The following is a 26,914-nucleotide window of genomic DNA, read 5'->3' as shown; positions in this document are numbered from 1 at the left end:
TCGCTCAGGCCGCCGCGGCGAGCCAGCTGCGCGCCTCGTCGATGCGGGCGCGCTCGAATACCTTGATCTGGGTCGGCGAGACGAAGTTGAAGGTCTCGGCGAGCGCCTTCAGCCAGGGAGCGTCCGTGACCAGGGCGACGTGGCTGACGCTCTTCATCATCGAGAACCCGAAGCGCGGGTCCTTGAAGAAGGCCGCCGGCTCCATGCCCTCGAAGGCGCGGATATCCTCGAGCAGCTTGATCTTGCCGCCCTTGTCGAGGTCGGCCTTCATCGCGGTCATCGCCGCGTTCATCTCCTCGTCGGTGATCTTCCCGTCGACCACGATCTCGGCGACATTCGAATCCGGCGTCTTGGTGTAGGTCAGCACTGATCGCTCCTCCGGGAACCGCACGCGTCCCGTAGCCGGTCTCCGACCAGGGTCCGCCGCCCGTGACCTGAGCCATACCCGATCGCGGGACGAACCGGTATGGCCCCGGACCCTCGCTCTGACGTGCCTCCCGACGGTGAACCGGCGTTCACAAGGCCGGGAGGTCCGCGAAGTCTCCTACAAAAAGCTCTGCGGGTCGACATCGATGGCGACCCGCACGTTGCCCCGCACCTTCGGGCCCCGGGCGATCCAGGCGCGCAGGTAGGCCTGGAGATCGACGTTGCGCTCGGTCTTCACGAGCAGCCGGAAGCGGTAGCGGCCGCGCACCAGGGCGAGCGGCGCCTCGGCGGGCCCCAGCACCATCACGCCCTCCGGCGGCTCGGCGGCGCGGGCCAAGGCCTGACCGTGCGCCTCCGCGACCTCGCGCTCGCTCGCCGAGACGATCAGGGCCGCGAGCCGCCCGAACGGCGGCAGGCCGGCCGCCTCGCGGGCCTGGATCTCCTCCGCGTAGAAGCGCTCGGCGTCGCCCGAGAGGAGCGCCGCGATCACCGGGTGGTCCGGCTGGTAGGTCTGGACCAGGGCGCGCCCGGGCTTCTCGCCGCGTCCGGCGCGCCCGGTGACCTGCTGGAGCAGCTGGAAAGTCCGCTCGGCTGCCCGCGGGTCGCCCGATGTCAGGCCGATATCGGCGTCGAGGACGCCGACCAGGGTCAGGAACGGGAAGTTGTGGCCCTTGGCCACGAGCTGCGTGCCGATCACGACGTCGCACTCGCCCGCCGCCACCGCTTCGAGTTCCTGGCGCAGACGCTCGGCGCCGCCTGGGAAGTCGCTCGACAGGACGACGATGCGCCGGTCGGGGAACATCTCGGCGGCCTCTTCGGCGATCCGCTCGACGCCGGGCCCGCACGCGGTGAGATTGTCGAAGGTCCCGCACTCGGTGCAGGCCTCCGGCCGGCGCTCCGCGTAGCCGCACTGGTGGCAGACCAGCGCCCGGCGGAACCGGTGCTCCACGAGCCAGGTCGAGCAGTTCTTGCACTGGTAGCGGTGGCCGCAGGCCCGGCAGAGGGTCAGCGGCGCGTAGCCCCGGCGGTTGAGGAACAGCAGCGCCTGCTCGCCGCGCTCCAGGGTGCTCTTCACGGCGTTGACCAGCGGCGGGCTCAGGAAGCGGCCCCGCTCGGGCTGGTCGAGGCGCATGTCGATGGCGGCGATGTCGGGCAGGCGCCGCCCGCCGAAGCGCTCAGGGAGCAGGACGTGCCGGTAGCGCCCCCGCGCGGCGTTGACGCGGGTCTCGATGGCGGGCGTCGCCGAGGTCAGGACGACCGGGCAGCCCTCGAGGCGTCCGCGCACGACCGCCATGTCGCGGGCGTGGTAATGGACGCCGTCCTCCTGCTTGTAGGCGGTCTCGTGCTCCTCATCGACCACGATCAGGCCGAGCCGCGCGAAGGGCAGGAACAGGGCCGAGCGCGCGCCGACCACAACGAGCGCCTCGCCCTCGGCCACGGCGGCGCGCAGGCGCTCGCGCCGCCTGCCGCCGATCCCCGAATGCCACGCGGCCGGCCGGACCCCGAACCGCGCGGCGAACCGGTCGAGGAACTGCGCCGTCAGGGCGATCTCGGGCATCAGGATCAGTGCTTGGCGCCCGGCGCGGATGCAGGCCGCCACCGCCTCGAAGTAGACCTCGGTCTTGCCCGAGCCGGTGACGCCCTCCAGCAGGACCGGGCGGAGATCGTCGGCTTCCTGCGGCTGCGGCCGGTCCCACGGGAAGGGCGCGACGAGGGCCGACACGGCCTCGGCCTGCGCGGGCGAGAGCGGCGCCCGCGGGAAGTCTGGGTCGGGCCGCGGCGCGACCGGCTCGGGCTCGACCGCCACGGTCTCGAGGACGCCGTCGTCGATCAGCCCGTCGACCACCGAGAGCGAGACGCCGGCCTCCTTGGCGAGCGCGCTCTTGCCGCGCAGGGCGCCGTCGGCCGCCGCGGCGAGCACCTTGGTGCGGGCCGGAGTCGGCCGGGACGGGGGCTTGTCCGTGAGGCGCACGGCGACCCGGGCGGTCTCGCCGGCCGCCGCCTCGTCGGGCAGCCGCAGCACCATGGCCAGCGCCGAGCCCTTGGGCGCCAGCGTGTAGCGGGCGATCCAGTCGACGAGGCTGCGCAGCGGGTCCGAGAGGGGCGGGTAGGGCAGGCGGCCGGTCACCGGCCGGAGGTTCGAGCCGCCGGGCGTCTCGGCGACGCCCCAGACGACCCCGACGATCTCGCGCGGGCCGAGCGGCACCTGGACCACGTCGCCCGCGGCGAGGTCGAGCCCGGCCGGCGCCACGTAGCTGTAGGGCGTATCGAGGGCGAGCGGGATCAGGATCTCGGCGACGACGGGCATGCGGGGCTTTTCGGGCGGGTCCGTTCCGGGTCCGTACCATAGGCGCGGGAAAAGAACCCGCCGCTTCAGCGATCCCGCAGCGCCGGCACGAGCGGCAGGGCCGCGAGACTCAGCGCCGCCATGGCCCAGAAGGCCGGTGCGCCGAACGCGCCGTACAGAACCCCGGAGGCCAGGGTCGCGGCGACCCCTGAGAGGCCGAGGCCCAGCGTCCCGTAGAGCGCCAGCGCGGTCGTCCTGAGATCGGCCGGCGTCGACGCCTCGATGAGCCTCAGGCAGGCGAGGTGCAGGAGGGCGAAGCTCAGCCCGTGCAGGGATTCGACGGCGGCCAGCCACGGGATCGCGGTCGTGGATCCCAGCACCGCCCAGCGCAGGGCCCCCGCGCAGGCCGCCACCGCGACGCCGGCCGCGGGGCCGATCCGCGCCAGCAGGGGCGGCCCGATCAGCAGGAACACCAGGACCTCGGCGGCCACCGAGACCGACCAGAGCAGGCCGGCGGTGGTCGCCGCGATCCCGGCGGACCGCCACAGGATCATGGCGAAGCCGTCGTGCATCGCGTGCGCGCCGATCACCAGGCCGGCGACGAGCACCGTGCGGCGGAAGCGCGGCAGGGTGACCAGGGCGGCGAAGCCGTGCCACGGCGCCCCGGCCCGAGCCGCGACGCCCGGGCCGGCGGGCAGGGCCAGGGCCGCCGCGCCGGCGGCCAGGAACAGGCTGCCGCTCGCCACGAGGGCGGCGGCGAGGCCGTAGAGGCCGATCAGCCAGCCGGCCGCGGCTGTGCCGGCGATGAACGCGGCCGAGCCCGCGCCGCGGACCCAGCCGTACTGGAACGCCGCACCGCCCCGTGCGGCGGCCAGCGCGAGCGCGTCGGCGAGGGGCGCCGGGGCCGCGGTGCCCGCCGCGTAGAGGAGCGCCGGACCGATCAATTGCGCCAGCCCGGCGCCGGGCAGGTGCGCCAGGGCGCTGAGCCCGGCCAGCGCGAGACTCGCTGCCAGGACGGATCGGCCGGCCCGGTGGCGGTCGGCGAAGGCGCCGGCCAGGGGCCCGATCCCGAGGCGCAGGGCGCCCGCGGCCGCGAGGAGGAGACCGATCTCGCCGGGTGTCAGACCGCGCGCGGCGAGGAAGCCCGGCAGCACCGGCGACAGGACGCCGTAGGCGCCGTAGAGCGCCGCGTACAGGGCGAGAAACCGGGCGAGCCCGCCGCGCCGTTCCGCGCTGCTCCCCTCGGCCCTCATCGGGATGTTCGCACCGGACGGGTCTTCACCCCGTCATTCCGCGCGGGGGACGGCCTGCCCGGGACGACGGCGCCCGGAGCGAGTCCTCGAGCAAAGTCCCGCACGCCACAGCCTCCCGCCCGGACGGGCGGAGCCTAGCATTGCGGGACGGGCCCGCGTCAGCGGCTCGGCACGGCGTTCTCAGCAGGGCCGGCGGACGGCGTAGCGGTAGCGCCGTCCCTGCGCGTCGAGCAGCTCGCTGTCGGGCCCCTCCTGCCACACGACCTCGTCCTCTGGACCCGCCGCGTCGGTGAGGGTCGCCCCGCGGACGATGTCGAGGCTGAGTCCGAACCCGTAATTGGTGGCGGTCGCGTCCGTGATCGCGGCCGAGATGTCGGCCTCGTCGGGCAGGCAGGCGAACAGGACGCCGTCGGCGATGGCGAGGGTGTAGGTTTGCACGGATGGCCTCCAGGAGGCTCGAGGAGCGTGGACCGGCATGCGAGCGCCCGAACCTAGGCATCGCGGCCGCGATGTGAACCCATCCCACCGAAATGCTGCATTGCACCATTTCGTGAGCGCAAGCTCCGCACAAGCCCGCCCCGCCGCGCCTCAGCGCCCGAGATGCCCATCGAAGAAGCGCGCCATCTCGCCGAACACCTCCCGGGTCTCGGGCGCGTCCGGCGTGAACAGGTACTGGGCGTGGGACATGCCCTCGAACACCTGCAGCGACGCGTCGATCCCGGCGGCGCGCAGCTTCCGGTGGGTGCGCACCGTGTTCGACAGGAACAGGTCGCGGGTGCCGGTGACCAGGATCGCGGGCGGCAGGCCGGTGAAGTCGCCGTAGATCGGCGAGAGCTGCGGGTCCTTCAGGTCGCGGCCGGCGGCGTAGAGCTTCGCGGCCGGCGTCAGGTAGCCGGAATAGCTGACGAGGACGTTGTCGAGCCACTCGTTGGTCCGGTAGCTGTCGCCGGTCTCGGTCATGTCCGACCAGGGTGTTCCGAGGCCGATCGCCGCCGGCAGCGCCAGACCCTCGGCCTTGGCGCGCAGCATCAGGGCCAGGGTCATGCCGCCGCCCGTGGAAGTGCCGAAGACCGCCATATTCCCGGGCTTCTGCATGGACAGCATCGCCCGCCACACGGCGGTGGCGTCGTCCATGGCCGCCGGGTAGGGGGCATCCGGCGGCATGCGGTAATCGACCGAGATGACCTTGTAGCCGCCGAGGCCGGCCATCAGGATCGCCTCCAGCGTGCCGGCTTCGCCGGGATTGTAGACGTAGCCGCCGCCGTGGATGTGCAGGAGCAGCCGGTTGCGGTTCGCCTCGGGCATCTGCCGGGGCTGGACCACGAAGGCCTTCACGCCGCCGATCACCGCGGCCTCGCTGGTGACGCCGAGCTTCTCGCGCAGGGCCGGGAGGGTGGCGGCTCCGGCAGCAGCGAGTTTGTCGACCAGCGCCTTCCAGGCCGCGGCGTCCGGCGGGTTCGCGTTCCAGGCCGGCACGCGGTAGGGCGCCGCCACGGCGGTTCGGAACTGCGGGCTCGTCGTGTCGGGAACGGGCACGACCTTGGCCGGGACCGTCCGCGGACCCGGGGCGGCGTTGGCGGCACCCATCTCGGCTTCCAGTTGCTCGAAACCCGGAGCCGGCCTCTCCGCCGGCGCGGCCTGCCCGAAGGCGACCTGGGTGCCGCAGGCGATCATCAGCAGCGCGGACAGGCTCGAACGCATCTCGGTTCCTCCAGCGGCAGCCCGGCCTGCGAACCCGTCCCGGCGGGTGCCCGCTGCGCCGGCTCGGAAACTATGGGACGGGGCCGAGCGCGACAGCGGCCCGGGTTACGATCGTGGCCGCGCGTTCACGCGCCGAGCCGCGGGAGCGCGGCCGGCGTCTCCGGCTCGACCACCAGGGTCGCCGGCACGGTGCCGTCGCCGGCGAGCGCCTCGGCGATCGCCTCGGGCCCGATCGGGTCATCCGTCGCGTCGGCAACGCCCGATGGCTCCGGCGTGATCCGCGCAGTCTCCCGGCGCGGCCCGGTCTCGGCCGCCGCGGCGTGCTCGTCGGCGACGCCGGCCACCGCCCCGGGCGCGATCAGCCCGATGGCGGCGGCGTGCTCGGCCATGGCGACGCTGTCGGCGGCGAGCACGAGGCTCGATCCGGCCCGGGCGACGGCACCGGCGAGCCGGACGATCTCCTCGACCCGCGCGGCGTCGCGGGACACGTTGCGGATGTAGACGGCCAGCACCCGCCCGGGATTCTCCTCGACGATCTGCGCGTAGACCTCCGGGTCGTGCTGGCCGCTGTCGCCGATCAGCACGAAGGGCAGATCGCGGTAGAGGGCAAGCATGTGCCGGATCAGCGCCTGCTTGTGGTCGGTGGCCCGGCGCGGCAGCGGGTGAGTCCAGGACAGGCCCCATTCCCGCAGGAACAGCACCGGCCCGGCCGGGATGCCGTGGCGCTGGAAGAACTCGGACAGCATCTCGTAGAGGCCCCAGGGCGCGCGGGACACGTAGAGCATCGGGTTGCCCTCGTCGCCTCCGGCGCCCGCGTGGAGGGCGCGGTAGAGGGCGGCGACGCCCGGGAAGGCGACCCGGCTCTCGGCATCCTCGACGAACAGGCGCCAGAGCATCTTCAGCTTGTTGGCGACGCCGGTGCGCATCACCGTGTCGTCGATGTCGCTGACCACGACGCAGCGGCAGCGGTCGTGCGGGATGAACACCGCGCCCTCGGCGGGGATTGGCGGATCGGCATCGAGGAGGAGGTCGACCGCGTGCCAGTCACCCGCCTCGGTGGGGGGCGTCCGCGGGTGCAGGTGCACGCGGAAATAGCCGTCCCGGTCGGTCTCGACCCGCACGGCGTCGTCGCCGAACCGGGCGGTCACGCCCGCGCCGGCGATCGTCCGCCGGGCGATCCGGCGGCGCAGGTCGCGCCACTGCGCCCGCAGGGACTCGGGATCCTCGCCGGGGATCCCCGGCGACTGCCGGAAGACGCGGCCGATCAGGAACACCTCGTCGCGGGATCCGTAGCCGCGGTACGGCTCGACCACGAGCCCGCCCCGGCCCTTGCCGCCACGCCCCTGCGCGCGACGGACCGGCCGGGTGAGGACCCGCAGGGCCTTGGTGGCGCCCCTGCGCGCGCGCGAGACCATGGCGACCGGCCGCCGTCAGGCGCTCAGGCCTGCGGCAGTTCGGGGCTGAGCCCCATCGCGTCGAGGCCCTCCTCCAGGAGATCGCCGGCATCGGGGCTGCCGAGCAGTTCCCGCACGGCGCCCTCGCCGGCGGCCTCGCGCTCGCGGGCGAAGCGCACCGCCTCGCTCCACTCTTCCGGTTCCATGTCGCCGCGCCCGACGTAGAGGAGGGCGAGCAGTTCGGCACGGGAATCGTCGTCGAGCCCGGCGATCATGCCCCGGACCTCGGATTCCGTCGCGTCGTCGGTGCCGGAGACCAGGACGTCGGTGGCGCCGTCGTCGATCGGGTTCGAGCCAGAATCCGGGTCGGTGTTGCCCTCTTTCACCTCGACGGCGCGCAGCCGCATGACGATGTCGGTGACGGTTTCGACGGCGATATCCATGCGCTGATCTCCGGACGCTGACGGGGTCGGGCAAGCGGGGCCCTCAAGCCGCGACAACGGGCGAGCGGGCGCCGGGTTCGCCCCGTCCCCATCGAAGGTGGGTTGCGTGGTCCGCGCCACTTTCCGGCTCAGCGCCCCTGGGATAGAGGCTGCGAGACTAATCCGACACCCGGATCGACATCGGCGATAGACGTGATTTCTATTAAGACTGTCAGGACGTCGCCGGCCGATACCGTCATTCCTCCTGCACGCGGCGTCGCGTCCCGGCGGTCGGGCGGCCGCCTGCACCTCGCGGCGCTCGCGGCGCTCTCGGCGCTGGCCGGATCCGCGCTCATCGGGACGCGATCCGCCGAGGCCCGGCCCACCGGCTACGAGGGGAGCGCCCCGAGCTGCTTCCTGACCGGCGGCGGCGCGCTCGAGATCTGCCGCGAGGGCTCGGAGGCCGAGGGCGTCCTGATCGCGCCGGCCCCCTGCGCCTTCGTGCGCGGCGTGCAGATCCTGCGGCTCGCACGCTCCGAGGCGCCCGGCCCGCTCCAGGCCGTGTTCCAGGGCCAGACCCCGGCGGCGTCCCGCCGGGATGAGCCCTGCCCGGAGCGGCGCGCCACGGACAGCCGCGACGGCGGCGCCCTGCGCACCGGCCGCACCTTCGAGGCCCTGGTCACGACGCTGCCGCCCTCGGCCGACCGGTTCTGGGTCGACCTGCCGGAGGAGCGCGCGCGGACGCGGGGCTGGTCCGAACCGACGCCGTCCGCCGAGGGCATCGGCCCGCGCGACCCGATCGCGGTGACGGGCCGGACCTGGGCCGGCGAGGCCTACAGCTACGTCTTCCTGCTCGGGCAGGAGCGCGTGGGCGTCACCGGCGGCGACGGGGCCGACACCGAGCGCCGCGGCCGGCGCCGGCGCCGGCGGACGGAGCGGGACGAGCCTGCCACGGGGCCGGCGGACGTCCGGCGCCGCGTCCAGATCGAGGCGCGGACCCTCGACTTCCAGACCTTCGAGATCCGGACCCGCACCGCCGACGGCTACGGGCTGACCTGGACGCCGTTCGAGGCCGGCGCCGGCCGCGGCCGGCGCGCCGACCCGCCCGTCCCCGCCGCGGTGGTCGACGAGGCGGGCAAGCCCGTCACGTCGGCCTGCGCGGCGCCCGCCTTCGAGACCCACGGCCTCGCCGGCTCGATCAGCGTCGTCGACCGCACCTATCACTACGTCTACACCGACGTGCTGCCCGAGGATTGCGGCCTCGCCCCCGAGAAGCGCCGCACCGGGCTGTTCCTGCGCACGGCGCAGGACCTGTCGGGGCCGAAGGTCTGGTCGACGGCGCGCAAGCTCGCCGGGCCGCTGCCGCCCGGAACCCTGGTGCGGGTGGCCCGGGCCAAGGGCATGCAGCGCTGGGCCGTGTCCTACACGTGCCAGCGGCCCGCCAATGCCCCGGGCGGCCCGGTGGCGGATATCTGCCTGCAGTACACGGCCGACCTGAACCTCGACGGGATCGGCGCCCTCAAGCTCTACGCCGATCCGGTGGAAGCGGGCCGCTCCGCCGCCTATCTCGGGCTGCGCTCGGGGGGCGACGGCAGCGGCCGGTACGACCGCAGCGCGCATTTCTGGATGACCGACGCAGAGGGCAACCTCGACACGCCGGCGATCTACCCGAACAAGGCGGGCTTCCTGACCTGGCTCGACCGGCTCGCCCCGACCGCCTCCGGGCGCGACGCGTCGAGCCTGTACGGGCGGCCCGTCTACTGGGCGACGTGGACGGTGCGCCCGATCGGCGCGCAATAAGTCGCAGGAGGCGCTATATGGGCGGCCGACAAGCCGCGCGAGGCGTGCCTGACGGACCCGATGGAAACCCATATCGACCTGTGGTTCGCCGCGAGCATCGTGGCGATCTCGCTGCTGCTCTCGGCCTTCTTCGCGGGCGCGGAGACCGCCTTCACGGCCGCCTCGCGGGCCCGGATGCACGCCCTCGAGCAGGCGGGCGACCCGCGCGCCGCGATCGTTAACCGCATCCTGGCGATCCGCGAGCGCTTCATCGGCGCGATGCTGATCGGCTACAACATCGTGGCGATCGGCGCCTCGGCCTTCACCACCAGCGTGCTCACCGCGCTGTTCGGCAAGAGCGGCGTCATCTACGCGACGGTCGGCATGTCGGTGCTGGTCATCGTCTTCGCCGAGGTGCTGCCGAAGACGCTGGCGATCTCGAAGCCCGACAAGACCGCGCTGCTCACCGCCCGGCCCGTGGCCTTCGCGGTGGCGCTGATGGGCCCGCTGGCGCTCGCCATCGAGCAGGTCGTGCGGGTGATGCTGAAGCCGTTCGGCGTCACGATCGGCGAGCACCAGTCGATCCTCACCGCCGCCGAGGAGCTGCGCGGCCAGGTGGCGCTGATGCACCGGGAGGGTGGCGTCGCCAAGGCCGAGCGCGACATGCTGGGCGGCCTGCTCGACCTGTCGGACCTGTCGGTCTCCGACGTCATGGTCCACCGCACCAAGATGCGGGCGATCGACGCCGACCAGCCCTCCGAGGACATCGTCCGGGCGGTGCTGTCCTCGCCCTACACCCGCATGCCGCTGTGGCGCGGCACGCCCGAGAACATCGTCGGCGTCCTCCACGCCAAGGACCTGCTGCGGGCGCTCGACGCCGCGGGCGGCGACGCCTCCGGCCTCAAGGTCGAGGCGCTGGCCCTCGAGACGTGGTTCGTGCCGGGCACGACGTCGCTGCGCGCCCAGCTCAAGGCCTTCCTGACCAAGAAGACCCACTTCGCCCTGGTGGTCGACGAGTACGGCGAAGTGATGGGGCTCGTGACCCTGGAAGACATCCTGGAGGAGATCGTCGGCGACATCGCCGACGAGCACGACGTCACCGTCTCGGGCGTGCGCCCGCAGGGGGACGGGTCGGTGAACGTCGACGGTGGCGTGCCCATCCGCGACCTGAACCGGGCCATGGACTGGAACCTGCCCGACGAGGAGGCGACCACGATCGCCGGCCTCGTCATCCACGAGGCCCGGACCATCCCGGACCAGGGGACGGCCTTCAACTTCCACGGCTTCCGCTTCCAGGTGCTGCGGAAGGCCAAGAACCGCATCACCACGCTGCGCATCACGCCGCTGACCTCGGCGGGGATCCAGGCCGCCGCGCTGCCGGACGGGCCGCGCGACGCGGTGTGACGGCGGCGCGCGCCGAGCGCGGCCGGGATGTGCGCCCGCGCCGCCACGCGTGGGGCGGTCCTCAGCCCGGCATCGCCTCCAGCCCCTCGGCGCGGATCCAGTCGCGGGTGCGGTCCAGCGCGCGGCCGAGCCGGTCGAACAGGGCGTCGATCTCGTCCGGCGCGATGATGAGCGGCGGGCAGACGGCGACGCGGTCCCCCGCGAGCGCGCGCACGATCAGCCCCTCGCCCTGCGCGAAGGCGACGCAGCGGGCGGCCACCCCCTTCTTCGGGTCGTACTGCCGCTTGGTGGCCTTGTCGGCGACGATCTCCAGGCCGCCGATCAGCCCGAGCCCGCCCGCCTCGCCCACGATGTCGTGCCCGGCGAGGGCCGCGAGACGGCGCTGGAACTGGGGCGCCTTCTCGGCCGCCCCCTCGATCACCCGGTCGCGGCGGTAGATCTCGATCGCCTTCAGCGCCACCGCGGCGGCCACCGGGTGCCCGGAATAGGTGGTGCCGTGGCCGAAGGTGCCGATCTTCTCGCTCTGTCCGATCAGCGCCTCGTAGAGGGGCTCGTCGATGCTGACGCCGCCGAGCGGCATGTAGGCCGAGGTCAGGGCCTTGGCGAAGGAGATGGAGTCGGGCCGGGCCCCCACCGCCTCGCTGCCGAACCACGTGCCGAGCCGGCCGAAGCCGCAGATCACCTCGTCGGCGATGAAGCGGACGTCGTACTTCGCCAGCACCGCCTGGATCGCCGAGAAGTAGCCCCGCGGCGGCACGATCGCGCCGCCCGCGCCCATCACCGGCTCGGCGATGAAGGCCGCGACGGTGTCGGGGCCCTCGCGCAGGATCGTCTCCTCCAGCTCGGCGGCGAGGCGCGCCGAGTAGGCCTCCTCGCTCTCGCCCGGCTCCGCGCCCCGGTAGTGGTGCGCGGGCGAGACGTGCAGGAAGCCCGGCAGCGGCAGGTCCCAGTCGGCGTGGTTCGCCGCGAGCCCGGTCATCGAGGCGCTGGCTACCGTGACGCCGTGGTAGCCCTTCTGGCGGGCGATGATCTTCTTCTTCTTCGGCCGGCCCAGGGCGTTGTTGTAGTACCAAGTCAGCTTGACCTGCGTGTCGTTGGCCTCCGACCCCGAGGAGGTGAAGAAGATCTTCGAGGTCGGGACCGGCATCAGCTCCTTGAGCGTCTCGGCGAGCTCGATACCCGGATCGTGGCTGCGGCCGGAGAACAGGTGCGTGAAAGGCAGGCGCGCCATCTGCGCCCGGGCCGCCTCCACGAGCTCCGCGTTCGAGTAGCCGAGGGCCGTGCACCACAGGCCGGACATGCCCTCGATGTAGGAGCGCCCCTCGGTGTCGTAGACGTGCACGCCCTCGCCGCGCTCGAGAACCAGCGGGCCCGTCTGTCGGTGCGCCGACAGGTTGGTGTAGGGATGCAGGAGGGTTTCGACGTCGCGGGTCGCGAGGTTCGAGAGCATGGTTCGCAAGGTCCTCGTGCGCGGGTGACCGCCGCCACACTACCGACCCGATGCCCCGGCAGGTAGCCCACAGGATCCGCGTCCGGCCGTTGCCGCACGCATGCCGTCAGACCGCCCCCAGCACCGCCCCTCGCCGCGCCCGACCGATGCTCAACCCGGAAGCCTACGTCGCACAACCCGCCCCCGGCCGCGCCTGCGGCGCCTGCACGCTGTGCTGCAAGGTCTACGACGTGCCCGCGGTCGAGAGCGTCGCGGGCACGTGGTGCCGGCACACCAGGGCCGGCCAGGGCTGCGCCATCCACGCCACCCGCCCGGACCATTGCCGGGCGTTCCACTGCCTCTGGATGACCGAGGGCTGGCTCGGCCCGGAATGGAAGCCGGATCGCGCCAAGATGGTGCTGAGCCTCGACCCGCTCACCCGCAACATGAACGTGCAGGTCGATCCCGGACAGGCCGGTGCGTGGCGGCGCGAGCCCTATTACGGCCAGCTCAAGCGCTGGGCCGTGGCCTCGGTGCCCCTGCGGCGGCACGTGCTGGTCCACGTCAACAAGAGCACCACCGTCATCCTGCCCGACCGCGACGTCGGCCTCGGGATCGTCGGCGCCGACGAGCGCATCGTCACCACCGACCGGATGACGCCCCAGGGCCCGAGCTTCGACGTCCGGAAAGTGCCGGCCTGAACCGGCCGACGGCCGACCGGCAGGGCTCGGGGATCCGGGCCGGCTCAGCGCTCGGTGCCGGAGTGCCGCCGCATGACCGGGGATTCGACCACCAGGAACGTCATCTGGAACAGGATCAGCCCCGTCTGGTCCGTCACCTCGATCCGCCAATCCTCGCCGAGGGCGACGCGCTGGGCGTCCTGCTTCAGGATGTCGCCGGCGCGCCGGACGGCTTCCAGCCGGGCGGATTGCCAGTCCGGAAGGTCCGTCCCCGCGGTGTCCAGGATCGTGGATCCGTCGTGGATGTGGAAGTGGTAGCGCGGCATCCACACGTCCCGGGCGGGTCCAGGCGGGGGATGACGGTACCCCTCACTCGCGGCCCTGCCGAGTCTCGTCGCCGCGATTGACGGACCTGTTACGCCACGCGCGCCCGATCGACCATATACGGCGTTAGGATCGCGGCCGACGCGATGTCGCGACGCGCGCGCCTTGCGGTTCCGGCCGGTTTGCCCGAGTGATCCGGCATGACGACCGTTCACGATTTCAGCGTCTCCGCGGCCGACGGAACGCCGTACCCGCTCGCGCAGCATCGCGGTCAGGTGCTGCTCATCGTGAACACGGCCTCACGCTGCGGCTTCACCCCGCAGTACGAGGGGCTCGAGGCGCTCTGGCGCCGGCACCGGGAAGCGGGCCTGACAGTCCTGGGCTTCCCCTGCAACCAGTTCGGCGCGCAGGAACCGGGCGACGCCGCCGAGATCGCGAGCTTCTGCGCCCTGCGCTACGACGTGAGCTTCCCGGTGCTCGCCAAGATCGCGGTGAACGGGTCGGGAGCCGATCCGCTCTACGCCCATCTTACCCGGGCCCGGACAGGCCTGTTCGGCACGCGGGCGGTGAAGTGGAACTTCACCAAATTCCTGGTGGGGCGCGACGGCCGGGTCATCGCCCGGTTCGCCCCCGGGACGAAGCCCGCGGCCCTGGAGGCGAAGATCCAGGCCGCCCTGGCCGCCTGAGCCGCGCCGGCGTCAGACCGCGTCGAGATCCGCGGCCGCGGCGGAGGCGACGCGGCGCGCGTCGCCCCGTTCACGCGCGCGCAGCACCGTCCGCAGCGGCGCGATCGGGAACGGACGCACCGACTCGCGCAGGATCCCGGTCAGGAACCGGATCTCGGCGATCTTGCGCAAGGTCATGTCGGGCGCTCCGGCGCTCTGAGCACGGCGCTCAAGGTCCGACAGGGCGTCGAAGAGTGCGCACCGCGCGTCGAGATCCCGGGAAGACTGCTTCGTCGCGATCAAACTAGCCAGTTCGCCTTCAAAACTGCATCGGGCAGGCTGATCGGCACGCATCATCGACTCGAACACAATGTGCGTCGACCCTAAAACAGTGTTCGCACTTTGTCAGCAGCCCGCGCGGGGCGGGCGTCGCGAATGCGGGGTTGTTGCCCAATTGCATCTGCGCGACGGCCCCGGCCGGCGGCTCGGTCTCAGTCGCCGGCCCCGACGAACGCGGCGGCCGCCTCGAACTCCGTCCGGCGCGCTTCGAGGCGGGCCTCCGCCTCGGCGTCGCGCCCCCAGACGGCGGCCTGGTAGGTCTCGTCGACATGGGCCGCGGCCCAGGCCTCGGCCGGCGTCAGACGGCCCTTGAGAACCGCCAGGGCGATCAGCAGGGAGCCGGTCAGCGTCGTGAGCGTGTGCAGGCCCGCCATCTGGAACGGGTCGGTCACCGCGTTCACCGCCTCGGAGAGGGCCCGGATCGTGTCGGCCGGCTGCGCGACGTGCATGACGCCCTCGCTCAGGATCACCCGCGCACCGAACGCGTCCCGCGCCCAGGCGAGGATGGGATCCCAGGCCTCCGCCTGGGCCGCCACGAGGCGCTCCGGGTCGCCGGCGCGGTAGGCCAGGAGATCGGTACCCGCGTAGGCGCAGAGATCGGCCGCGACCTCGACCAGGCGGGGCGTCACACCGTCGATCGCCGTGTTGGCGAGCCGGGTCAGCGGCATCCGCGCCGGGTCGATCGCGGTGTCCTGGGCGCCCCATTCCGCCGCGACACGCTCGGCCAGGATCCGGCTGGGGAGTCTCAGCGGGTTGCGGGCCGGCGTGTTGGCCGGACGTCCGTCCAGGGTCAGCCGGTACCCGCCCTGGTCCTCGGCGAAGGCGGCCTCGTCGTAGAACCGCCGGGGCAGGGCCGGCTTGGCGTGGCCGCGGGCTGCCCGCACCGGATCGGGCTTCTCACCGTCGCTCGGCTGCCCGAGCCAGTCTGTCGTCTGATCGCTCATGGAGGCGAGATAGGCGCTTCCGGCCCCGCGCGCGAGCCTCTCGCGATCAGGCGCCCGTCGCGAGCCGCTCCAGAAGCAGCGCCTCCAGCGCCGCGGCGCTCGGAACCACCGTCACGGCCCCGGCCCCGTAGAGCGCGTCCGGAGGATGGTAGCCCCAGGCGACCCCGATCGCGGTGGCGCCGGCCGCCACGCCCATGGCGATGTCGAAGGTGGTGTCGCCGACCATCACGGTGGCCTCGGGCTCGCAGCCGGCCTCGCGGATCGCCTGCTGCAGCATGGTCGGATCCGGCTTCGACGGCGCGTCGTCGGCGCTCTGGGTGGTGGCGAACCAGCCCGCCCAGCCGTGATGCGCGATCAGCCGGTCGACACCGCGCCGCGACTTCCCGGTGGCGAGGCCGATCAGCACGTCGGAGCGCCCGCGCAGCCGGGTGAGCAGGTCGGCCATGCCGGGGAACAGGGGCTCCTCGTGCGCGGGGTCGAGCCGCAGGCGGTTGTAGGCCTGCTTGTAGCTCTCCGAGAGTTCCGCGACCGGGCCGTCCTCGCCGACCAGGCGCCGGAAGGCCTGCGGCAGCGACAGGCCGACCACCGACAGGGCCTCCCGCCGCCCCGGCGCCGGCAGACCGTTCTCCGCGAAAGCCACCTCCTGGGCCGCCACAATCAGGTGCTGGCTGTCGACGAGGGTGCCGTCGACGTCGAAGACGACGAGCCTCATCGCGGCCGGCGCGCCGAGAGCCGCCCCGACGGCGCGGGTGGGTAGATCCTGGTCTCCGTCACGGCTTCCGGCCCGGCTGTGCCGGCGCGGCCGCGGCGGGCTGCCCGCCGGGGACGCGGGTCCGCTCGTAGCCGAGCCGGCAGCGGATCAGGAAGCGCCGGCGCTTGCCGCCGCGCAACCCGCGCTGGTGCGAGGCGCGGTTGCAGGCCGCGTAGGAGCGCCGCCGGCGCTCCGCGCGGGCATTGTTGGCCGTCCGCGGGGCGGCCTGCGCGGGCGCCGCGCCCGGTGCGGGCGAGGCGGCCGGATGCGGGGCCGCCGTCTCGGGCGGGTGAGTGCCGTTCGCCGCCGGCGCCGCCTTGGTCGTCTCGCCCGGTGCGGCATGCGCGATCGGCCCGGTGAGGCACAGGGCGGCGAGGCAGGCCAGCATCGCGAGCTTCATGTGTCAGGGTCTCGAACCGCCGGGAAAACGCCCCGCGGCGGATCGGCGGGGCGCGGGGCAGCATATGAGGCGGCGCGGCCGGTTGCCAAGGCATGCGTCACGCGGGACGCCCGGATCGCGCCCCGGTTTCACAAACATGCCGCGGCGCGGCAGGGCGCGCGGGACGGTTATTGCGGTGACGAAGAGGGTGATCCGGTGATGAACCTCGTCCTGCTGCCCGGCTTCATGACCGATACCGACCTCTGGTCGGACATCGTCGCGCGTCTCGCCGAGGTCGGCCCGATCGCGCACGGCGACCTCGCGCGGGACGCCGCCATCGCCGACATGGCGCGCCGCGTCGCCGCGGAGGCGCCCGCGCGCTTCGGGCTCGTCGGCTTCTCCATGGGCGGCTACGTCGCCCGGGCAGTCGCCCGGCTCGTGCCGGACCGGGTGGAGGCGCTCGTCCTCGTCGCCACCTCGTCGCGCGCCGACACGCTCGCCCAGGCGCGCCGGAAGGCCGCCGCCGTCGCCCATATCCGCCAGCAGGGCTACCGTGGCCTCAGCCGCGCGGCGATCCTCCAGTCGGTGCACCCGGACCGGGCCGGCGACGGCGCGCTCCTGACACGGATCCGGCAGATGGGCGACCGGCTCGGCGGGGAGGTCTTCCTGCGCCAGGCCGGGCAGGCGCGGGACTCCGACCGCGACCGCCTCGGCGCGATCGGATGCCCGACCCTGGTCGTGGCGGCGGCCCAGGACGCCCTGCGGAGCCTCGACGAGGCGCGGGAGCTCCGGGACGGCATCCCGGGCGCGACCCTGACGGTGATCGACGGGTCGGGCCACATGCTGCCGCTCGAAGCCCCCGACGCCCTGGCGGACGCGATCGTGCCCTGGCTGCGGGCTCAGGCCTCCGGGGCCTCGACGATCGGGTCGTAACGGGCGGCGTCGAAGCCCAGGAGGTTCCAGCTCTGGGCCATGTGGGGCGGGAGCGGCGCGCTCACGTCGACCGGCTTGCCGGTGCGCGGATGCGGGATGACGATCCGCCGGGCGAGCAGGTGGAGGCGGTTCTGGATGCCGCCCGGCAGCTCCCAGTTCTCCACCGAGAAGTATTTCGGGTCGCCCACGATCGGGTGGCCGATATGGGCCGCGTGGGCGCGCAGCTGGTGCGTGCGGCCGGTGACCGGCTTGAACGACAGCCAGGACAGCTTCTGGGCGGCCTGATCGACCATCGCGTAGTAGGTCAGCGCGTGGCTCGCACCCTCGTCGCCGTGCTTGGCGACCCGCATCCGCGCGTCGGCGTCCGTGGGTTCCTCCTTGGCGAGGTAGGTCGAGACGCGCCCCTGCCGCACCCGGGGAACGCCCGCGGTGAGCGCCCAGTAGATCTTCCGCGCCGCCCGGGACCGGAAGCTCTTGGCCAGCGTCGCGGCGGCGAGTCGGGTCTTGGCGATGATCAGGCAGCCGGCCGTATCCTTGTCCAGCCGGTGGACGAGGCGCGGCTTCTGGCCGTCCGGACCCGTGAGGGCGGCGAGCAGGCCGTCCACGTGGCGGACCGTCCCCGAACCGCCCTGGACCGCGAGGCCGAAGGGCTTGTTGAGGATCATCATGTCGGCGTCCTCGTAGAGGATCAGCGACCGGATGAACGCCGCGTCGTCCTGCTCGCGGGCGGCGCTGCGCGGCCGCTCGGTAGGCTGGTCCAGGCGCAGCGGCGGCACGCGCACGCTCATGCCCGGCTCCAGCCGGTCGTTCGGCTTGGCGCGCTTGCCGTCGACCCGCAATTCGCCCTTGCGCACGATGGTCTGCACGCGGGTGAAGGGCAGGAGCGGGAAGCGGGCGGTGAGGAAGCGGTCGATCCGCATCCCGGCCTCGTCCGGCTCGACCGTCAGGGTCTGCACGCCGGAGGCGAGGGTCGCGGAGGCGGCGGCGCGCTGCTCGCGCCGGGTCGGACCGGGCGCGGGGGCGGCGGCAAGGGCGGGGGAGGGGGCCGCCGAGCGCCTGGCCGGAGGCCGGCTGCCGGGCTTGGCCGCGGCGGCGTCCCGCGGTGCGTCGTCGCGCGGTGCGGCGACGTCGCGGCGCGGCTTCGGGGGCCGGGCCGGCGCGGAGACCGCAGCGCCCTGCGATCCCCAAGGATCGCGGGTGCCGGCATCCTCGCCGCGGTTGCGGGCCGCGCGCTCGGCGGCGTCGCGGGCGCTGGTGCGCGGGCCCGTGCGGGCGCGGCCGTCGGCCTGGGCCTTGCCGCCCCTGAACTTGCCCGCATCGAACTTGCCGGCCTGGGGCTTGCGCCCCTTCGGCCCGCCGCTTCTGGGAGGTCGTGTCGTCATGCTTCCGCCGGCACCCGTCTTCGCGTCGGACGGAGCGTCCAAGCGCATGGGCCGCGGCGTCGCGGACGTCCGGACCGATGGGATTGCCCGGCTGTAGCATCGCCCGCGCCGAGCGGCAAAGGCGGTGGGCCGGCTCGGTCCGTCAGGGCTCCGCGTCCCACGCGTCGCGGAGCCGGGCCTTCAGGCCTGCGGGGAAGAGATCCGGACCGCCCGGGACGTCGAGCCCGTCCAGATCGCACCACCGGGCCACGCAGGCGGTGCCGGAATCCTCGTGGAAGACGAAGCGCTCCGGCCCGTCGAACAGCCCCGGCGGCAGGGCGACGGGGAACAGGAACAGCACCTCGTGCCCGACCTGCCCCTCGTGCGTGAAGATGTTCTCCATGACGCGGGGGCCGCCGAGCACCGAGACGGTGACGCCGAGTTCCTCCCGGAACTCCCGGATCAGGGCGTCCTCGACCCGCTCGCCGAAGGCGACGCTGCCGCCGAGGGGCCGGACGCCTTTCAGGCGCCCGTCATCCGCGCGGACCTCCGCCACGAGCAGGCTGTTGCCGCGCCGGGGCAGGCCCAGCGCCTTCACGCGAATCTCCGCAGGGGGCCGCCAGACCGTCATCCCGCACCGGCTAGCCCGTCGTCGGCGAGGCCGCAACGGCTCGGTGCCCCGCGCGCCGATCCACGGCAACAAACGGACACGCGGTTGACGCCCGGGCCCGCTACGGCCAAGCTGTGCTCGACGGTTCCCCTCGGGGATCAAAAGGGAACGCGGTGAGGGGTTCGCCCCGAAGCCGCGGCTGCCCCCGCAACTGTGAGCGGCGAGCCCTTCACCACCACGTCACTGGGTCACCCCGGGAAGACGGTGCGAGGGCGGCGACCCGCGAGCCAGGAGACCTGCCGTCAGCCGTGGTCACACGCGAAACGCGCCGGGCGGGGTGTCCTGGCGGGTGTCGAGGCGCCGCCAGTCCCGAGGGGAGGCGGTCGCCGAGGCCTCGTTCGCGGTGACGTGCCACAGCAAGCGCGCCCGCGACGCCGTTTCCCATGCCCGTCTCCGCCGCCTCGAGACCCTCGAGCCCTGTCCCGGGACGCCGTCGCGCGCCCGCACAGGCTGAGCCATCCGGACGGCCGACGCGTTGTAATGTTATTACAATGCGTGTACGACGCGGGGGCCGGCGCGCGCCGTGCACGGACCGCTTCTCCCATGTCATTCTCGACCTATCGCTCCCGCCTCGGCGGGCGGGCCCCGCTCTGCGGCGTTCTCCTCGCGCTCCTCGCCGGCCCGACCGCCGCCCAGGAGGCGGTCACCCTGGATGAGCTGTCCGTCGCGGGCGCGGGCGGCGACCCGAGCCGCCTCCCGCCGAACGGCCTCAACCTGCGCACGCCCGACCGGACCGCGAGTCGCCTCGGCCTGACGCCGCTGGAGACGCCGGCCAGCCTCGACATCGTGTCGGGCGAGACCGCGCGGCTCCGCGGACAGGATACGATCGCCGAGGCCGTGATCCAGGACGCGACCGGCATCACCACCATCGCGGCGCCCGGCAACGGCAACGGCGCGTTCACGTCCCGCGGCTTCGCCGGGCCGAACTCGATCCAGCAGCTCTACGACGGCACGCGCTTCTACGTCGGCGCCAACACCGTGACCTTCCCGTTCGACACGTGGAACGTCGAGCGGATCGAGGTGCTGCGCGGGCCGTCCTCGGTGCTCTACGGCGACGGCGCCATCGGCGGCGTCATCAACGTGGTTCCGAAGAAGCCGGTCTTCGTGCCGGTCAACGCCGCCCGCGCGGTCATCGGCACCGACGGGGTCGCGCGCCTCGCCCTCGATTCCGGCGGCCCGCTGGGCCAGGCGGAGTACGGCGACACCTTCGCGTACCGCCTCAACGTCAGCGGCAACCGCGCCGACGGCTGGATCCGGCCGGAGGGCGATTTCCGCAACCTCGCGGTCTCCGCCGCCCTGCTGTTCCGGCCGAGCGCCGACCTCGCGTTCACGCTGAGCCACGATCTCGGCTACCAGGAGCCCGCCCGCTACTGGGGCACGCCGCTCGTCGCGGGACGGATCCCGGACCTCATACGGTTCAACAACTACAACGTCCGCGACGCGAAGATCACCTGGGCCGACAACTGGACCCAGCTCAAGACCGAGTGGTCCCCCTCGGCCGACATCACGATCCGCAACACCGCTTACCGGCTCACCAGCCGGCGCCACTGGCTCGACGTCGAGCAGTACAGCTACAACCGCGGCACCGGGCTCGTGGACCGGGGCGACTACCTGGAGATCTACCACAGCCAGGAGCAGGTCGGAGACCGCCTCGACGCGACGTTCCGCGGGAGCCTGTTCGGGCTGCCGAACCAGTTCGTGGCCGGGTTCGACGTGAACCACATCGATTTCCGCCACACCAACAACTTCTACTTCGACCAGACCACCAGCGTGCCGCTCACCGGCTACGATCCGGGCCTGTTCCCGCAGAACGGGCGGGCCCGTCCGGCCTACGCCACGCAGACGAGCCAGGCCTCGGTCTTCGCCGAGGACCGGCTGATCCTGTCGGACAAGCTCTCGTTCCTCACCGGCGTGCGCCTCGACGTGCCGACGCTCAATCGGGAAGACCTGCAGACGGGATCGCGGTTCGAGAGGACCTACCGGGCGCTCGGCTACCGGTTCGGCCTCGTCTACAACCCGACGCCGGACAGCGCGCTCTACGCCCAGTACAGCTTCGCCACCGACCCGGTGAACAGCCTGATCACGCTGTCGCAGTCGCTGGCCGGCTTCAAGCTCGCGACCGGCGATCAGGTCGAGATCGGCGCCAAGGGTCTGGCCTTCGACGGCGCCCTGGAATGGACCGTCGCGGGCTACCGGATCGTCAAGGACAACCTGATCTCGGCGATCCCCGGACAGCCGACGCTCTCGACGCAGGTCGGGAGCCAGTCCTCGCAGGGTTTCGAGCTGGCGCTCGGCTGGCGCTTCGCGCCGGGCTGGCGCCTCGACGGCAACCTCGCGCTCCTGCACGCGCAGTACGACCGGTTCGACCAGACGGTGAACGGCGCCACGGTCTCGTATGCCGGCAACCAGCCGATCGACGTGCCGGAGCGCGTGGCCAACCTCTGGCTGACCTGGGACGTCACCCGCGACTGGACCGCGCGGGTCGGGCTGCAGAACGTCGGGCAGGTCTACAGCGACTTCGGCAACACGGCGCGGCGCCCGGCCTACAACCTCGTCAACGCGGTCCTGGACCATCAGGTGACGGCGGATTCGCGCCTGTCCGTGCGGGTCTACAACCTGTTCGACAAGGTCTACGCGATCTCGGGCAACGCGGTGAACGGGGTCGGCACCAACTGGCTGCTCGGGCGCCCGCGCTCGGTCGAGGTCGCCTACACGGTGACGTGGTGAGCCGGCCGCGGCGGTTCGGCAAGGCGGGACGGCGCTGGCTGCTCCTGTTCCACCGCTGGGCCGGGATCGTCGCGGGGCTGTTCTTCGCCCTGTGGATCGGATCCGGGCTGGTGATGCTCTACGTGCCGTTCCCGGCACTCACCGGGGCCGAGCGGCTGTCACGGCTCGCCCCGATCGCCTGGGATCAGGTCACGGTCGCGCCCGAGGCGGCGCTGCGGGCCGGCGGGCTCGGCGGCGCGCCGGCCGCCTTCGCGTTGGAGATGCGGGGCGGCGAGGCGGTCTACCGGATCGCCGACCGCGACGGCGCCCGGGCCACGGTCTCGGCGCGGACCGGTGCGCGGCTCGGCCCGGTGACGCCCGAAGACGCGCTGCGTCTCGCGACCGACGGGATCCCGGACGGGGCTCCGGATGCTCGGGTCGCGCCGGTCGAGCGCGACCAGTGGACCGTCACGGCCCGGTACGACCCGCTCCGCCCCTTCCTGAAGGTCGCCCTCGGGGACCCGGCAGGGACCGAGCTCTACGTCTCGCAGGTCACCGGCGCGATCGCCCTCGACACGACCCGGTCCGAGCGGGCGTGGAACTGGGTCGGCGCCGTGGTGCACTGGATCTACCTCACGCCGCTGCGCGCCCGGCCCGAGCTGTGGCGGACGGTCCTGCTGTGGCTGTCGGGCTTCGCCGCCCTGGGCGCGCTGAGCGGGCTGGCGATCGGGATCTGGCGCCTGCGACTCCGGCGGCGCTACGCGGGCGGGGCGGTCACGCCCTATCGCGGGCTCGCCCGCTTCCACCACCTGTTCGGCCTCGCGGGCGGGATCGGGCTCAGCACCTTCATCCTCAGCGGCTGGATCTCGATGAACCCGAACCGCTGGTTCTCGTCGACCGCGGCGCCCGCCGCCATCCGCGCCGCCTACGCCGGACAGCCGCCGGCCCTCGGCCTCGCCGCCGAGGCCCTGAGCGGCTTCGCCGGGCCCGGGACTCGGGCGCTGCGCTTCGTTGCCATCGGCGGCTCGTGGTGGATCGTCGCCGACGGCCCGGCCGGCGTCCCGGCACGCCGCGCGGATGACGGCGCGGCCCTCGACGCGGCCGCGATCGCGCGGGCCGCCGGCCCGGTGCTGCCCGGCGGCTTGCGGGCGGTCGCGGACCTGACCGCCTACGATCTCTACTGGTACCCGCACGGGTCCGATCCGCGCCCGCTGCCGGTGCTGCGCCTGCGGTTCGGCGACCCGGACGCCACCTGGCTGCACGTCGATCCCCGGGACGGGACCATCCTCCAGCGCCTGGACCGCTCGGGCCGGATCAACCGCTGGCTGTTCGACGCCGCGCACCGCCTCGACCTGCCCGGGCTCACCGGCAGCCGCCCGCTCCACGACGCGGCGCAGTGGCTCCTGAACCTCCTGGCAGCCGGCATCGCCCTGACGGGGCTCGTCGCGGGCTGGCGCAGGCTGCGCCGGACCCTCTCGGCATAGGACCTTCGATGACCGACGCGGCGCTCAGAACCGCGCCGTCAGGAACAGGCGCACGTTCCGTCCCGGCAGCAGGATCTCGTCCTTCTTGAACGAGGTCGAGTTGCGGATGTCGTCGTTCAGCAGGTTGCGGCCCTGGACGCCGAGGGTGATCGCGCTCGCCCCGTAGACCGCGGGATCGACGGCCTTGGTGTAGCTCAGCTCGGCGCGCAGGTCGTCGTAGCCGGGGGTCGGCGTCTCGTACACGGCCGTGGCGTCGTGGCTGAAGGCGTGGAGCAGGTTCACCCGCGCGAACCACCCGTCGGCCCGCAGGTAGACGCCGCCGCCGAGCCGGTAGGGCGGGATGCGCGGCACGTTGGTGCCGTTGTCGAACTGGGCGCGGACGAAGTCGAACTGCGCCTCGACGCCGGCGAAGCCGTTGCCCACCGGCACGAGGTCGTACTGGCCGATGATCTCGGCGCCGTAGAAGGTCGCGTTCTGCTGCTGGTAGACGATCTGCCGATTGTCGGTGCCGGTGCCGCAGGACGCGAAGTCGTCGTCGCAGGTCAGACCTGTGTAGTTGCGGTAGATGAAGCCGGTGTAGCGGGTGAAGTAGCCGGTGGCGTCGAGGCGGAACGGCCCCTCGGCCCGCCGGATGCTGGCCTCGATGGTCCGGGCGCGCTCCTTCTTGAGGTTCGGGTTGCCGATCTCGAAGGTCGCGGTGGCGTCGTGCGGGCCCTGCGAGAACAGCTCGTAGCCCGTGGGCCCGCGCTCGACGTAGGAGCCGGTGAGGCTCGCCACGAAGCCGTAGGGCAGGTCCTGCAGGGCGCCGATGCTGGCGCTCTTCGGGGCGAAGCGCCGGGTCCGCGCGTACTGGAACGGCTCCTGCCCGTCGACCGGCACGTAGTCGGCGGGGAACTGCGCCGCCGTGCTCGACAGCCGGTCGACCTCGTAGCGCCCGGCCGCCTGCAGCCGCGTGCCCGGCTGCAGCTCCAGCTCCTCGAACAGGTAGACCGCGTTCGCGCGGGATTCCGTCTTCGGCAGGAACGATTCGAGCTGCGTGTTGATCACGCGCCGATCCGACTGGAAGCCGAGCGCGCCCGTGAGCTTGCCGAACTCGGTGAAGACCGGGACGTGCTGGAGCTCCAGGCGGCCCTCGGCCTCGCGGTTCTTGAAGATCGCCTGGACGCCCTCGATCCCGTCGTCGCCGATCCCGACCTCGTTGTGGCGGTAGACCGAGTAGCCCGCCCAGTAGCGGATCACCTCGAAGGGTCCGTCGAGCGGGCGGTACTCGCCCCGCGACAGGACGCGGTCCTGGTTGGGGGTCAGGCGGGTCCGGTCCTGCTCGGCAACGCCGCCGGGGATCGCGTAGACCGCGTCGTAGTGGCTGAAGGAGATGCCCACGAACCCGCGGTCGCCGATCGCCGAGATGCCGACCGCGCCGCCCTGCGACTCGTTGTAGGAATTGCGCTGGATCCCGCCGGGGATCGCGTAGCTGTCGTTCGCGGTCTTGAAGCCGTCGGCATGGACCGCGATGCCGTCGCCGCCGGCATCCACCGTGGCGGCACCGAGCCGGCCGTTATCCACGCTGGAGAAGCCGCTGGTGACCTGGCCCTGCACCCCGTTCGCCGGGATGAAGGTCGGCACCCGGTTGTTGTCGGCCGAGACGACGCCGCCGATGGCCCCCGAGCCGTAGCGCAGGGTCGCGGGGCCGCGGATCACCTCGATCCGGTCGGCGACCAGCGGGTTGACCGGCACGGCGTGGTCCTCGCCGAGGTCGGACACGCCGCCGTTGACGATGCCGTTCTCCTGGATCCGCACCCGGGCATTGTCGAGGCCGCGGATGATCGGCCGGGACGCCGCCCCCGGCGCGTAGGTCGTGCCCGAGATGCCCGGCCTGTCGAACAGGGCGTCGCCCAGGGTCCGGGGCTGATCGCGCGCGATCTGATCCTGGGTCACCACCGTCACCGGTGAGAACGTGTTGGTCGCCACCGGAAGGACGCCGATCGGCACCGCCGCGTCCGCCGCGACCGCGCTGCGCGACGGCTGGATCGGGCTCGGACTGGTGACGCTGATCTCGTCGAGGGCGACGGCCTGCTGCGCCCGCACGGCGGACGGTGTCAGGAGGCCGGCGCAGACAGTCGAGGACAGGACCGTGCTGGCGAGGAAGCCGAAGCGGCGCGAGGGAGGCATCGAGACTCACACAGTGTTATATCGTTTCATTGTTGCGGCGCGTCGCCCGGGTGCAAGCGTTAATCCCGCGCGCGCCGGACACGGTCGAGAAACGTTACATCGTTGCAACAGCCGCTCGTTCCGTGCGGCAGGTCGGCCCCTTAACCCAGGTTGACTTTGAAACGTTATAACGTTTTGATAGCGTCATGACCCAGCGTGATACCCGCCTTCCCGTCACCGTTCTGTCCGGCTTCCTCGGAGCCGGGAAGACGACGCTCCTCAATCACGTGCTCAACAATCGCGACGGCCGCCGCGTCGCGGTGATCGTCAACGACATGAGCGAGGTGAACATCGATGCCGACCTGGTCCGCGCCGGAGGCGCCGACCTGTCCCGGACCGACGAGACCCTGGTCGAGATGACCAACGGCTGCATCTGCTGCACCCTGCGCGACGACCTGCTCGCCGAGGTCCGGCGGCTGTCGGAGACGGGGCGGTTCGACTACCTGCTGATCGAGGGGACCGGCATCGCCGAGCCGCTGCCGATCGCCTCGACCTTCTCGTTCCGGGATGAGGCCGGCCGCTCCCTCGCGGATCTCGCCCGGCTCGACACGATGGTCACGGTGGTCGACGCGGTGAACCTGCTCAAGGATTACGGCTCGGCCGCCTTCCTGCGCGAGCGCGGCGAGACGGCCGGCGCCGAGGACACGCGCACGCTCGTGGACCTGCTCGTGGAGCAGATCGAGTTCGCCGACGTGGTGGTGATCAACAAGGCGCGCGACGTGTCGGCCGAGCATCTCGCGCTGGTGCGCTCCGTCGTGCGCGGCCTGAACGCCGATGCCCGCATCCTCGAGACCGACCACGGGCGCGCGCCGCTCGCCGATATCCTCGACACCGGCCTGTTCGACGAGGACAGGGCCCAGCAGCACCCGCTCTGGTTCAAGGAACTCTACGGCGCCCACGAGCACGTGCCGGAGACGGAGGAGTACGGCATCGCCTCCTTCGTCTACCGGGCCCGGCGGCCCTTCGACCCGGAGCGCTTCAACGCCTTCGTCAACGCCACCTGGCCGGGCCTGATCCGCGCGAAGGGCCACTTCTGGCTCGCGACCCGGCCCGACTGGGTGGGCGAGTTCTCCCTGGCGGGCGCCGTGGCCCGGGTCTCGGCGATGGGTTTCTGGTGGTCGGCCGTGCCGCGGCGGCGCTGGCCGGAGGCGCCCGAGTTCTGGACGCGGCTCCAGGACGTCTGGAGCGAGGTCTGGGGCGACCGGCGCCAGGAATTGGTGTTCATCGGCGCCGGCATGGACGCGGCGGCCCTCACGGCGGCGCTGGACGCCTGCCTGATCGAGACCGGTGCGGACCGGGAGCCGTTCGATCCCGCGCCCTATCGCGGCCTGCCGGACCCGTTCCCGGCGTGGCGCCGCGCGGCCTGAGGCCGGCG

The 26,914-nt window shown here is 72.9% G+C and carries 24 protein-coding genes and 1 riboswitch; of the genes, 8 read left to right on the top strand and 16 right to left on the bottom strand.

All coding sequences use genetic code 11. The features are described from left to right. Positions 1-4: 4 nt before the first annotated feature. The 7 genes from ACTJK8_RS13825 to ACTJK8_RS13795 all read right to left on the bottom strand — a co-directional run bounded on the left by ACTJK8_RS13825 (position 5) and on the right by ACTJK8_RS13795 (position 7,504). Positions 5-367, bottom strand: coding sequence for an STAS/SEC14 domain-containing protein (locus ACTJK8_RS13825; RefSeq protein WP_012317842.1), 363 nt, complete (start codon positions 365-367; stop codon positions 5-7). A gap of 177 nt (positions 368-544) precedes the next feature. After that, positions 545-2,734, bottom strand: a complete 2,190-nt coding sequence (locus ACTJK8_RS13820; protein ID WP_182178676.1) for a primosomal protein N' — start codon at positions 2,732-2,734, stop codon at positions 545-547. Between the two features lie 65 nt (positions 2,735-2,799). Next, complete coding sequence (locus ACTJK8_RS13815) at positions 2,800-3,966, bottom strand: MFS transporter (RefSeq protein ID WP_182178675.1); 1,167 nt, start codon at positions 3,964-3,966, stop codon at positions 2,800-2,802. A 180-nt stretch (positions 3,967-4,146) separates the two neighbouring features. Next, positions 4,147-4,404 (bottom strand): hypothetical protein, encoded by a 258-nt coding sequence (locus ACTJK8_RS13810; RefSeq protein ID WP_012317845.1) that lies wholly within the window; start codon positions 4,402-4,404, stop codon positions 4,147-4,149. A gap of 150 nt (positions 4,405-4,554) precedes the next feature. After that, a complete protein-coding gene (locus ACTJK8_RS13805) occupies positions 4,555-5,667 on the bottom strand; it encodes an alpha/beta hydrolase (RefSeq protein WP_024830935.1) in 1,113 nt (370 codons plus the stop codon). A gap of 125 nt (positions 5,668-5,792) precedes the next feature. Further along, complete coding sequence (locus ACTJK8_RS13800) at positions 5,793-7,082, bottom strand: App1 family protein (RefSeq protein WP_012317847.1); 1,290 nt, start codon at positions 7,080-7,082, stop codon at positions 5,793-5,795. 23 nt (positions 7,083-7,105) lie between these two features. After that, complete coding sequence (locus ACTJK8_RS13795) at positions 7,106-7,504, bottom strand: DUF3775 domain-containing protein (protein ID WP_012317848.1); 399 nt, start codon at positions 7,502-7,504, stop codon at positions 7,106-7,108. A gap of 192 nt (positions 7,505-7,696) precedes the next feature. On the opposite strand from ACTJK8_RS13795, the gene ACTJK8_RS13790 reads away from it, so the two are divergent. Continuing rightward, positions 7,697-9,283, top strand: a complete 1,587-nt coding sequence (locus ACTJK8_RS13790) for a hypothetical protein (RefSeq protein WP_029360921.1) — start codon at positions 7,697-7,699, stop codon at positions 9,281-9,283. Positions 9,284-9,343: 60 nt separating this feature from the next. Beyond that, complete coding sequence (locus ACTJK8_RS13785) at positions 9,344-10,666, top strand: HlyC/CorC family transporter (protein WP_024830934.1); 1,323 nt, start codon at positions 9,344-9,346, stop codon at positions 10,664-10,666. Positions 10,667-10,727: 61 nt separating this feature from the next. On the opposite strand, the gene ACTJK8_RS13780 is transcribed toward ACTJK8_RS13785, so the two are convergent. Beyond that, positions 10,728-12,116 carry an aminotransferase gene (locus tag ACTJK8_RS13780; RefSeq protein WP_058607851.1) on the bottom strand — a complete coding sequence of 463 codons (1,389 nt, stop codon included), beginning with the start codon at positions 12,114-12,116 and terminating at the stop codon, positions 10,728-10,730. A 146-nt stretch (positions 12,117-12,262) separates the two neighbouring features. Between ACTJK8_RS13780 and ACTJK8_RS13775 the strand changes: the two genes are divergently transcribed. Continuing rightward, entirely contained in the window at positions 12,263-12,796 is a 534-nt protein-coding gene (locus ACTJK8_RS13775) for a hypothetical protein (protein ID WP_012317852.1), read from the top strand. Positions 12,797-12,840: 44 nt separating this feature from the next. On the opposite strand, the gene ACTJK8_RS13770 is transcribed toward ACTJK8_RS13775, so the two are convergent. Beyond that, positions 12,841-13,101, bottom strand: a complete 261-nt coding sequence (locus tag ACTJK8_RS13770) for a DUF6894 family protein (protein ID WP_012317853.1) — start codon at positions 13,099-13,101, stop codon at positions 12,841-12,843. Positions 13,102-13,299: 198 nt separating this feature from the next. On the opposite strand from ACTJK8_RS13770, the gene ACTJK8_RS13765 reads away from it, so the two are divergent. Further along, entirely contained in the window at positions 13,300-13,785 is a 486-nt protein-coding gene (locus tag ACTJK8_RS13765) for a glutathione peroxidase (RefSeq protein ID WP_024830932.1), read from the top strand. Positions 13,786-13,797: 12 nt separating this feature from the next. Here ACTJK8_RS13765 and ACTJK8_RS13760 read toward each other — a convergent pair whose 3' ends face one another. The 4 genes from ACTJK8_RS13760 to ACTJK8_RS13745 form a co-directional block, all read right to left on the bottom strand. After that, positions 13,798-14,118, bottom strand: a complete 321-nt coding sequence (locus tag ACTJK8_RS13760; protein ID WP_440762076.1) for a hypothetical protein — start codon at positions 14,116-14,118, stop codon at positions 13,798-13,800. A gap of 137 nt (positions 14,119-14,255) precedes the next feature. Further along, positions 14,256-15,047, bottom strand: coding sequence for an ATP12 family chaperone protein (locus tag ACTJK8_RS13755; RefSeq protein WP_440762075.1), 792 nt, complete (start codon positions 15,045-15,047; stop codon positions 14,256-14,258). Between the two features lie 46 nt (positions 15,048-15,093). Then, positions 15,094-15,759: an HAD-IA family hydrolase gene (locus tag ACTJK8_RS13750; RefSeq protein ID WP_012317857.1), complete on the bottom strand. Its 666-nt coding sequence runs from the start codon at positions 15,757-15,759 to the stop codon at positions 15,094-15,096. A 58-nt stretch (positions 15,760-15,817) separates the two neighbouring features. After that, entirely contained in the window at positions 15,818-16,198 is a 381-nt protein-coding gene (locus ACTJK8_RS13745) for a hypothetical protein (RefSeq protein ID WP_012317858.1), read from the bottom strand. Between the two features lie 198 nt (positions 16,199-16,396). Here ACTJK8_RS13745 and ACTJK8_RS13740 point away from each other — a divergent pair, with 198 nt between their 5' ends. Then, positions 16,397-17,110 (top strand): alpha/beta fold hydrolase, encoded by a 714-nt coding sequence (locus ACTJK8_RS13740; protein WP_053620726.1) that lies wholly within the window; start codon positions 16,397-16,399, stop codon positions 17,108-17,110. On the opposite strand, the gene ACTJK8_RS13735 is transcribed toward ACTJK8_RS13740, so the two are convergent. After that, complete coding sequence (locus ACTJK8_RS13735; protein ID WP_440762074.1) at positions 17,077-18,492, bottom strand: RluA family pseudouridine synthase; 1,416 nt, start codon at positions 18,490-18,492, stop codon at positions 17,077-17,079. The genes ACTJK8_RS13740 and ACTJK8_RS13735 overlap by 34 nt on opposite strands. Before the next feature lie 142 nt (positions 18,493-18,634). After that, complete coding sequence (locus ACTJK8_RS13730) at positions 18,635-19,069, bottom strand: NUDIX hydrolase (protein ID WP_012317861.1); 435 nt, start codon at positions 19,067-19,069, stop codon at positions 18,635-18,637. Positions 19,070-19,206: 137 nt separating this feature from the next. Continuing rightward, positions 19,207-19,399, top strand: a riboswitch (cobalamin riboswitch). Between the two features lie 285 nt (positions 19,400-19,684). On the opposite strand from ACTJK8_RS13730, the gene ACTJK8_RS13725 reads away from it, so the two are divergent. Together ACTJK8_RS13725 and ACTJK8_RS13720 are read left to right on the top strand one after the other, a co-directional pair. Further along, a complete protein-coding gene (locus tag ACTJK8_RS13725) occupies positions 19,685-21,868 on the top strand; it encodes a TonB-dependent receptor (protein WP_440762073.1) in 2,184 nt (727 codons plus the stop codon). After that, complete coding sequence (locus ACTJK8_RS13720) at positions 21,862-23,331, top strand: PepSY domain-containing protein (protein WP_440762072.1); 1,470 nt, start codon at positions 21,862-21,864, stop codon at positions 23,329-23,331. Before ACTJK8_RS13725 ends, ACTJK8_RS13720 begins: the two co-directional genes overlap by 7 nt. A gap of 24 nt (positions 23,332-23,355) precedes the next feature. Here ACTJK8_RS13720 and ACTJK8_RS13715 read toward each other — a convergent pair whose 3' ends face one another. Continuing rightward, positions 23,356-25,500 carry a TonB-dependent receptor gene (locus ACTJK8_RS13715; protein WP_206614547.1) on the bottom strand — a complete coding sequence of 715 codons (2,145 nt, stop codon included), beginning with the start codon at positions 25,498-25,500 and terminating at the stop codon, positions 23,356-23,358. A 185-nt stretch (positions 25,501-25,685) separates the two neighbouring features. On the opposite strand from ACTJK8_RS13715, the gene zigA reads away from it, so the two are divergent. Beyond that, the gene (gene zigA, locus ACTJK8_RS13710) at positions 25,686-26,906 is read left to right on the top strand and encodes a zinc metallochaperone GTPase ZigA (RefSeq protein ID WP_440762071.1); all 1,221 of its coding nucleotides are present in this window, start codon (positions 25,686-25,688) and stop codon (positions 26,904-26,906) included. Positions 26,907-26,914 lie beyond the last annotated feature (8 nt).

Origin of the sequence: Methylobacterium sp. 22177, assembly GCF_052045615.1 — a bacterium.
In the GTDB taxonomy this organism is placed as follows: domain Bacteria; phylum Pseudomonadota; class Alphaproteobacteria; order Rhizobiales; family Beijerinckiaceae; genus Methylobacterium; species Methylobacterium radiotolerans.
The sequence above is the reverse complement of the archived record's forward strand: the minus strand, read 5'-3'. Positions and strand labels throughout refer to the sequence as shown.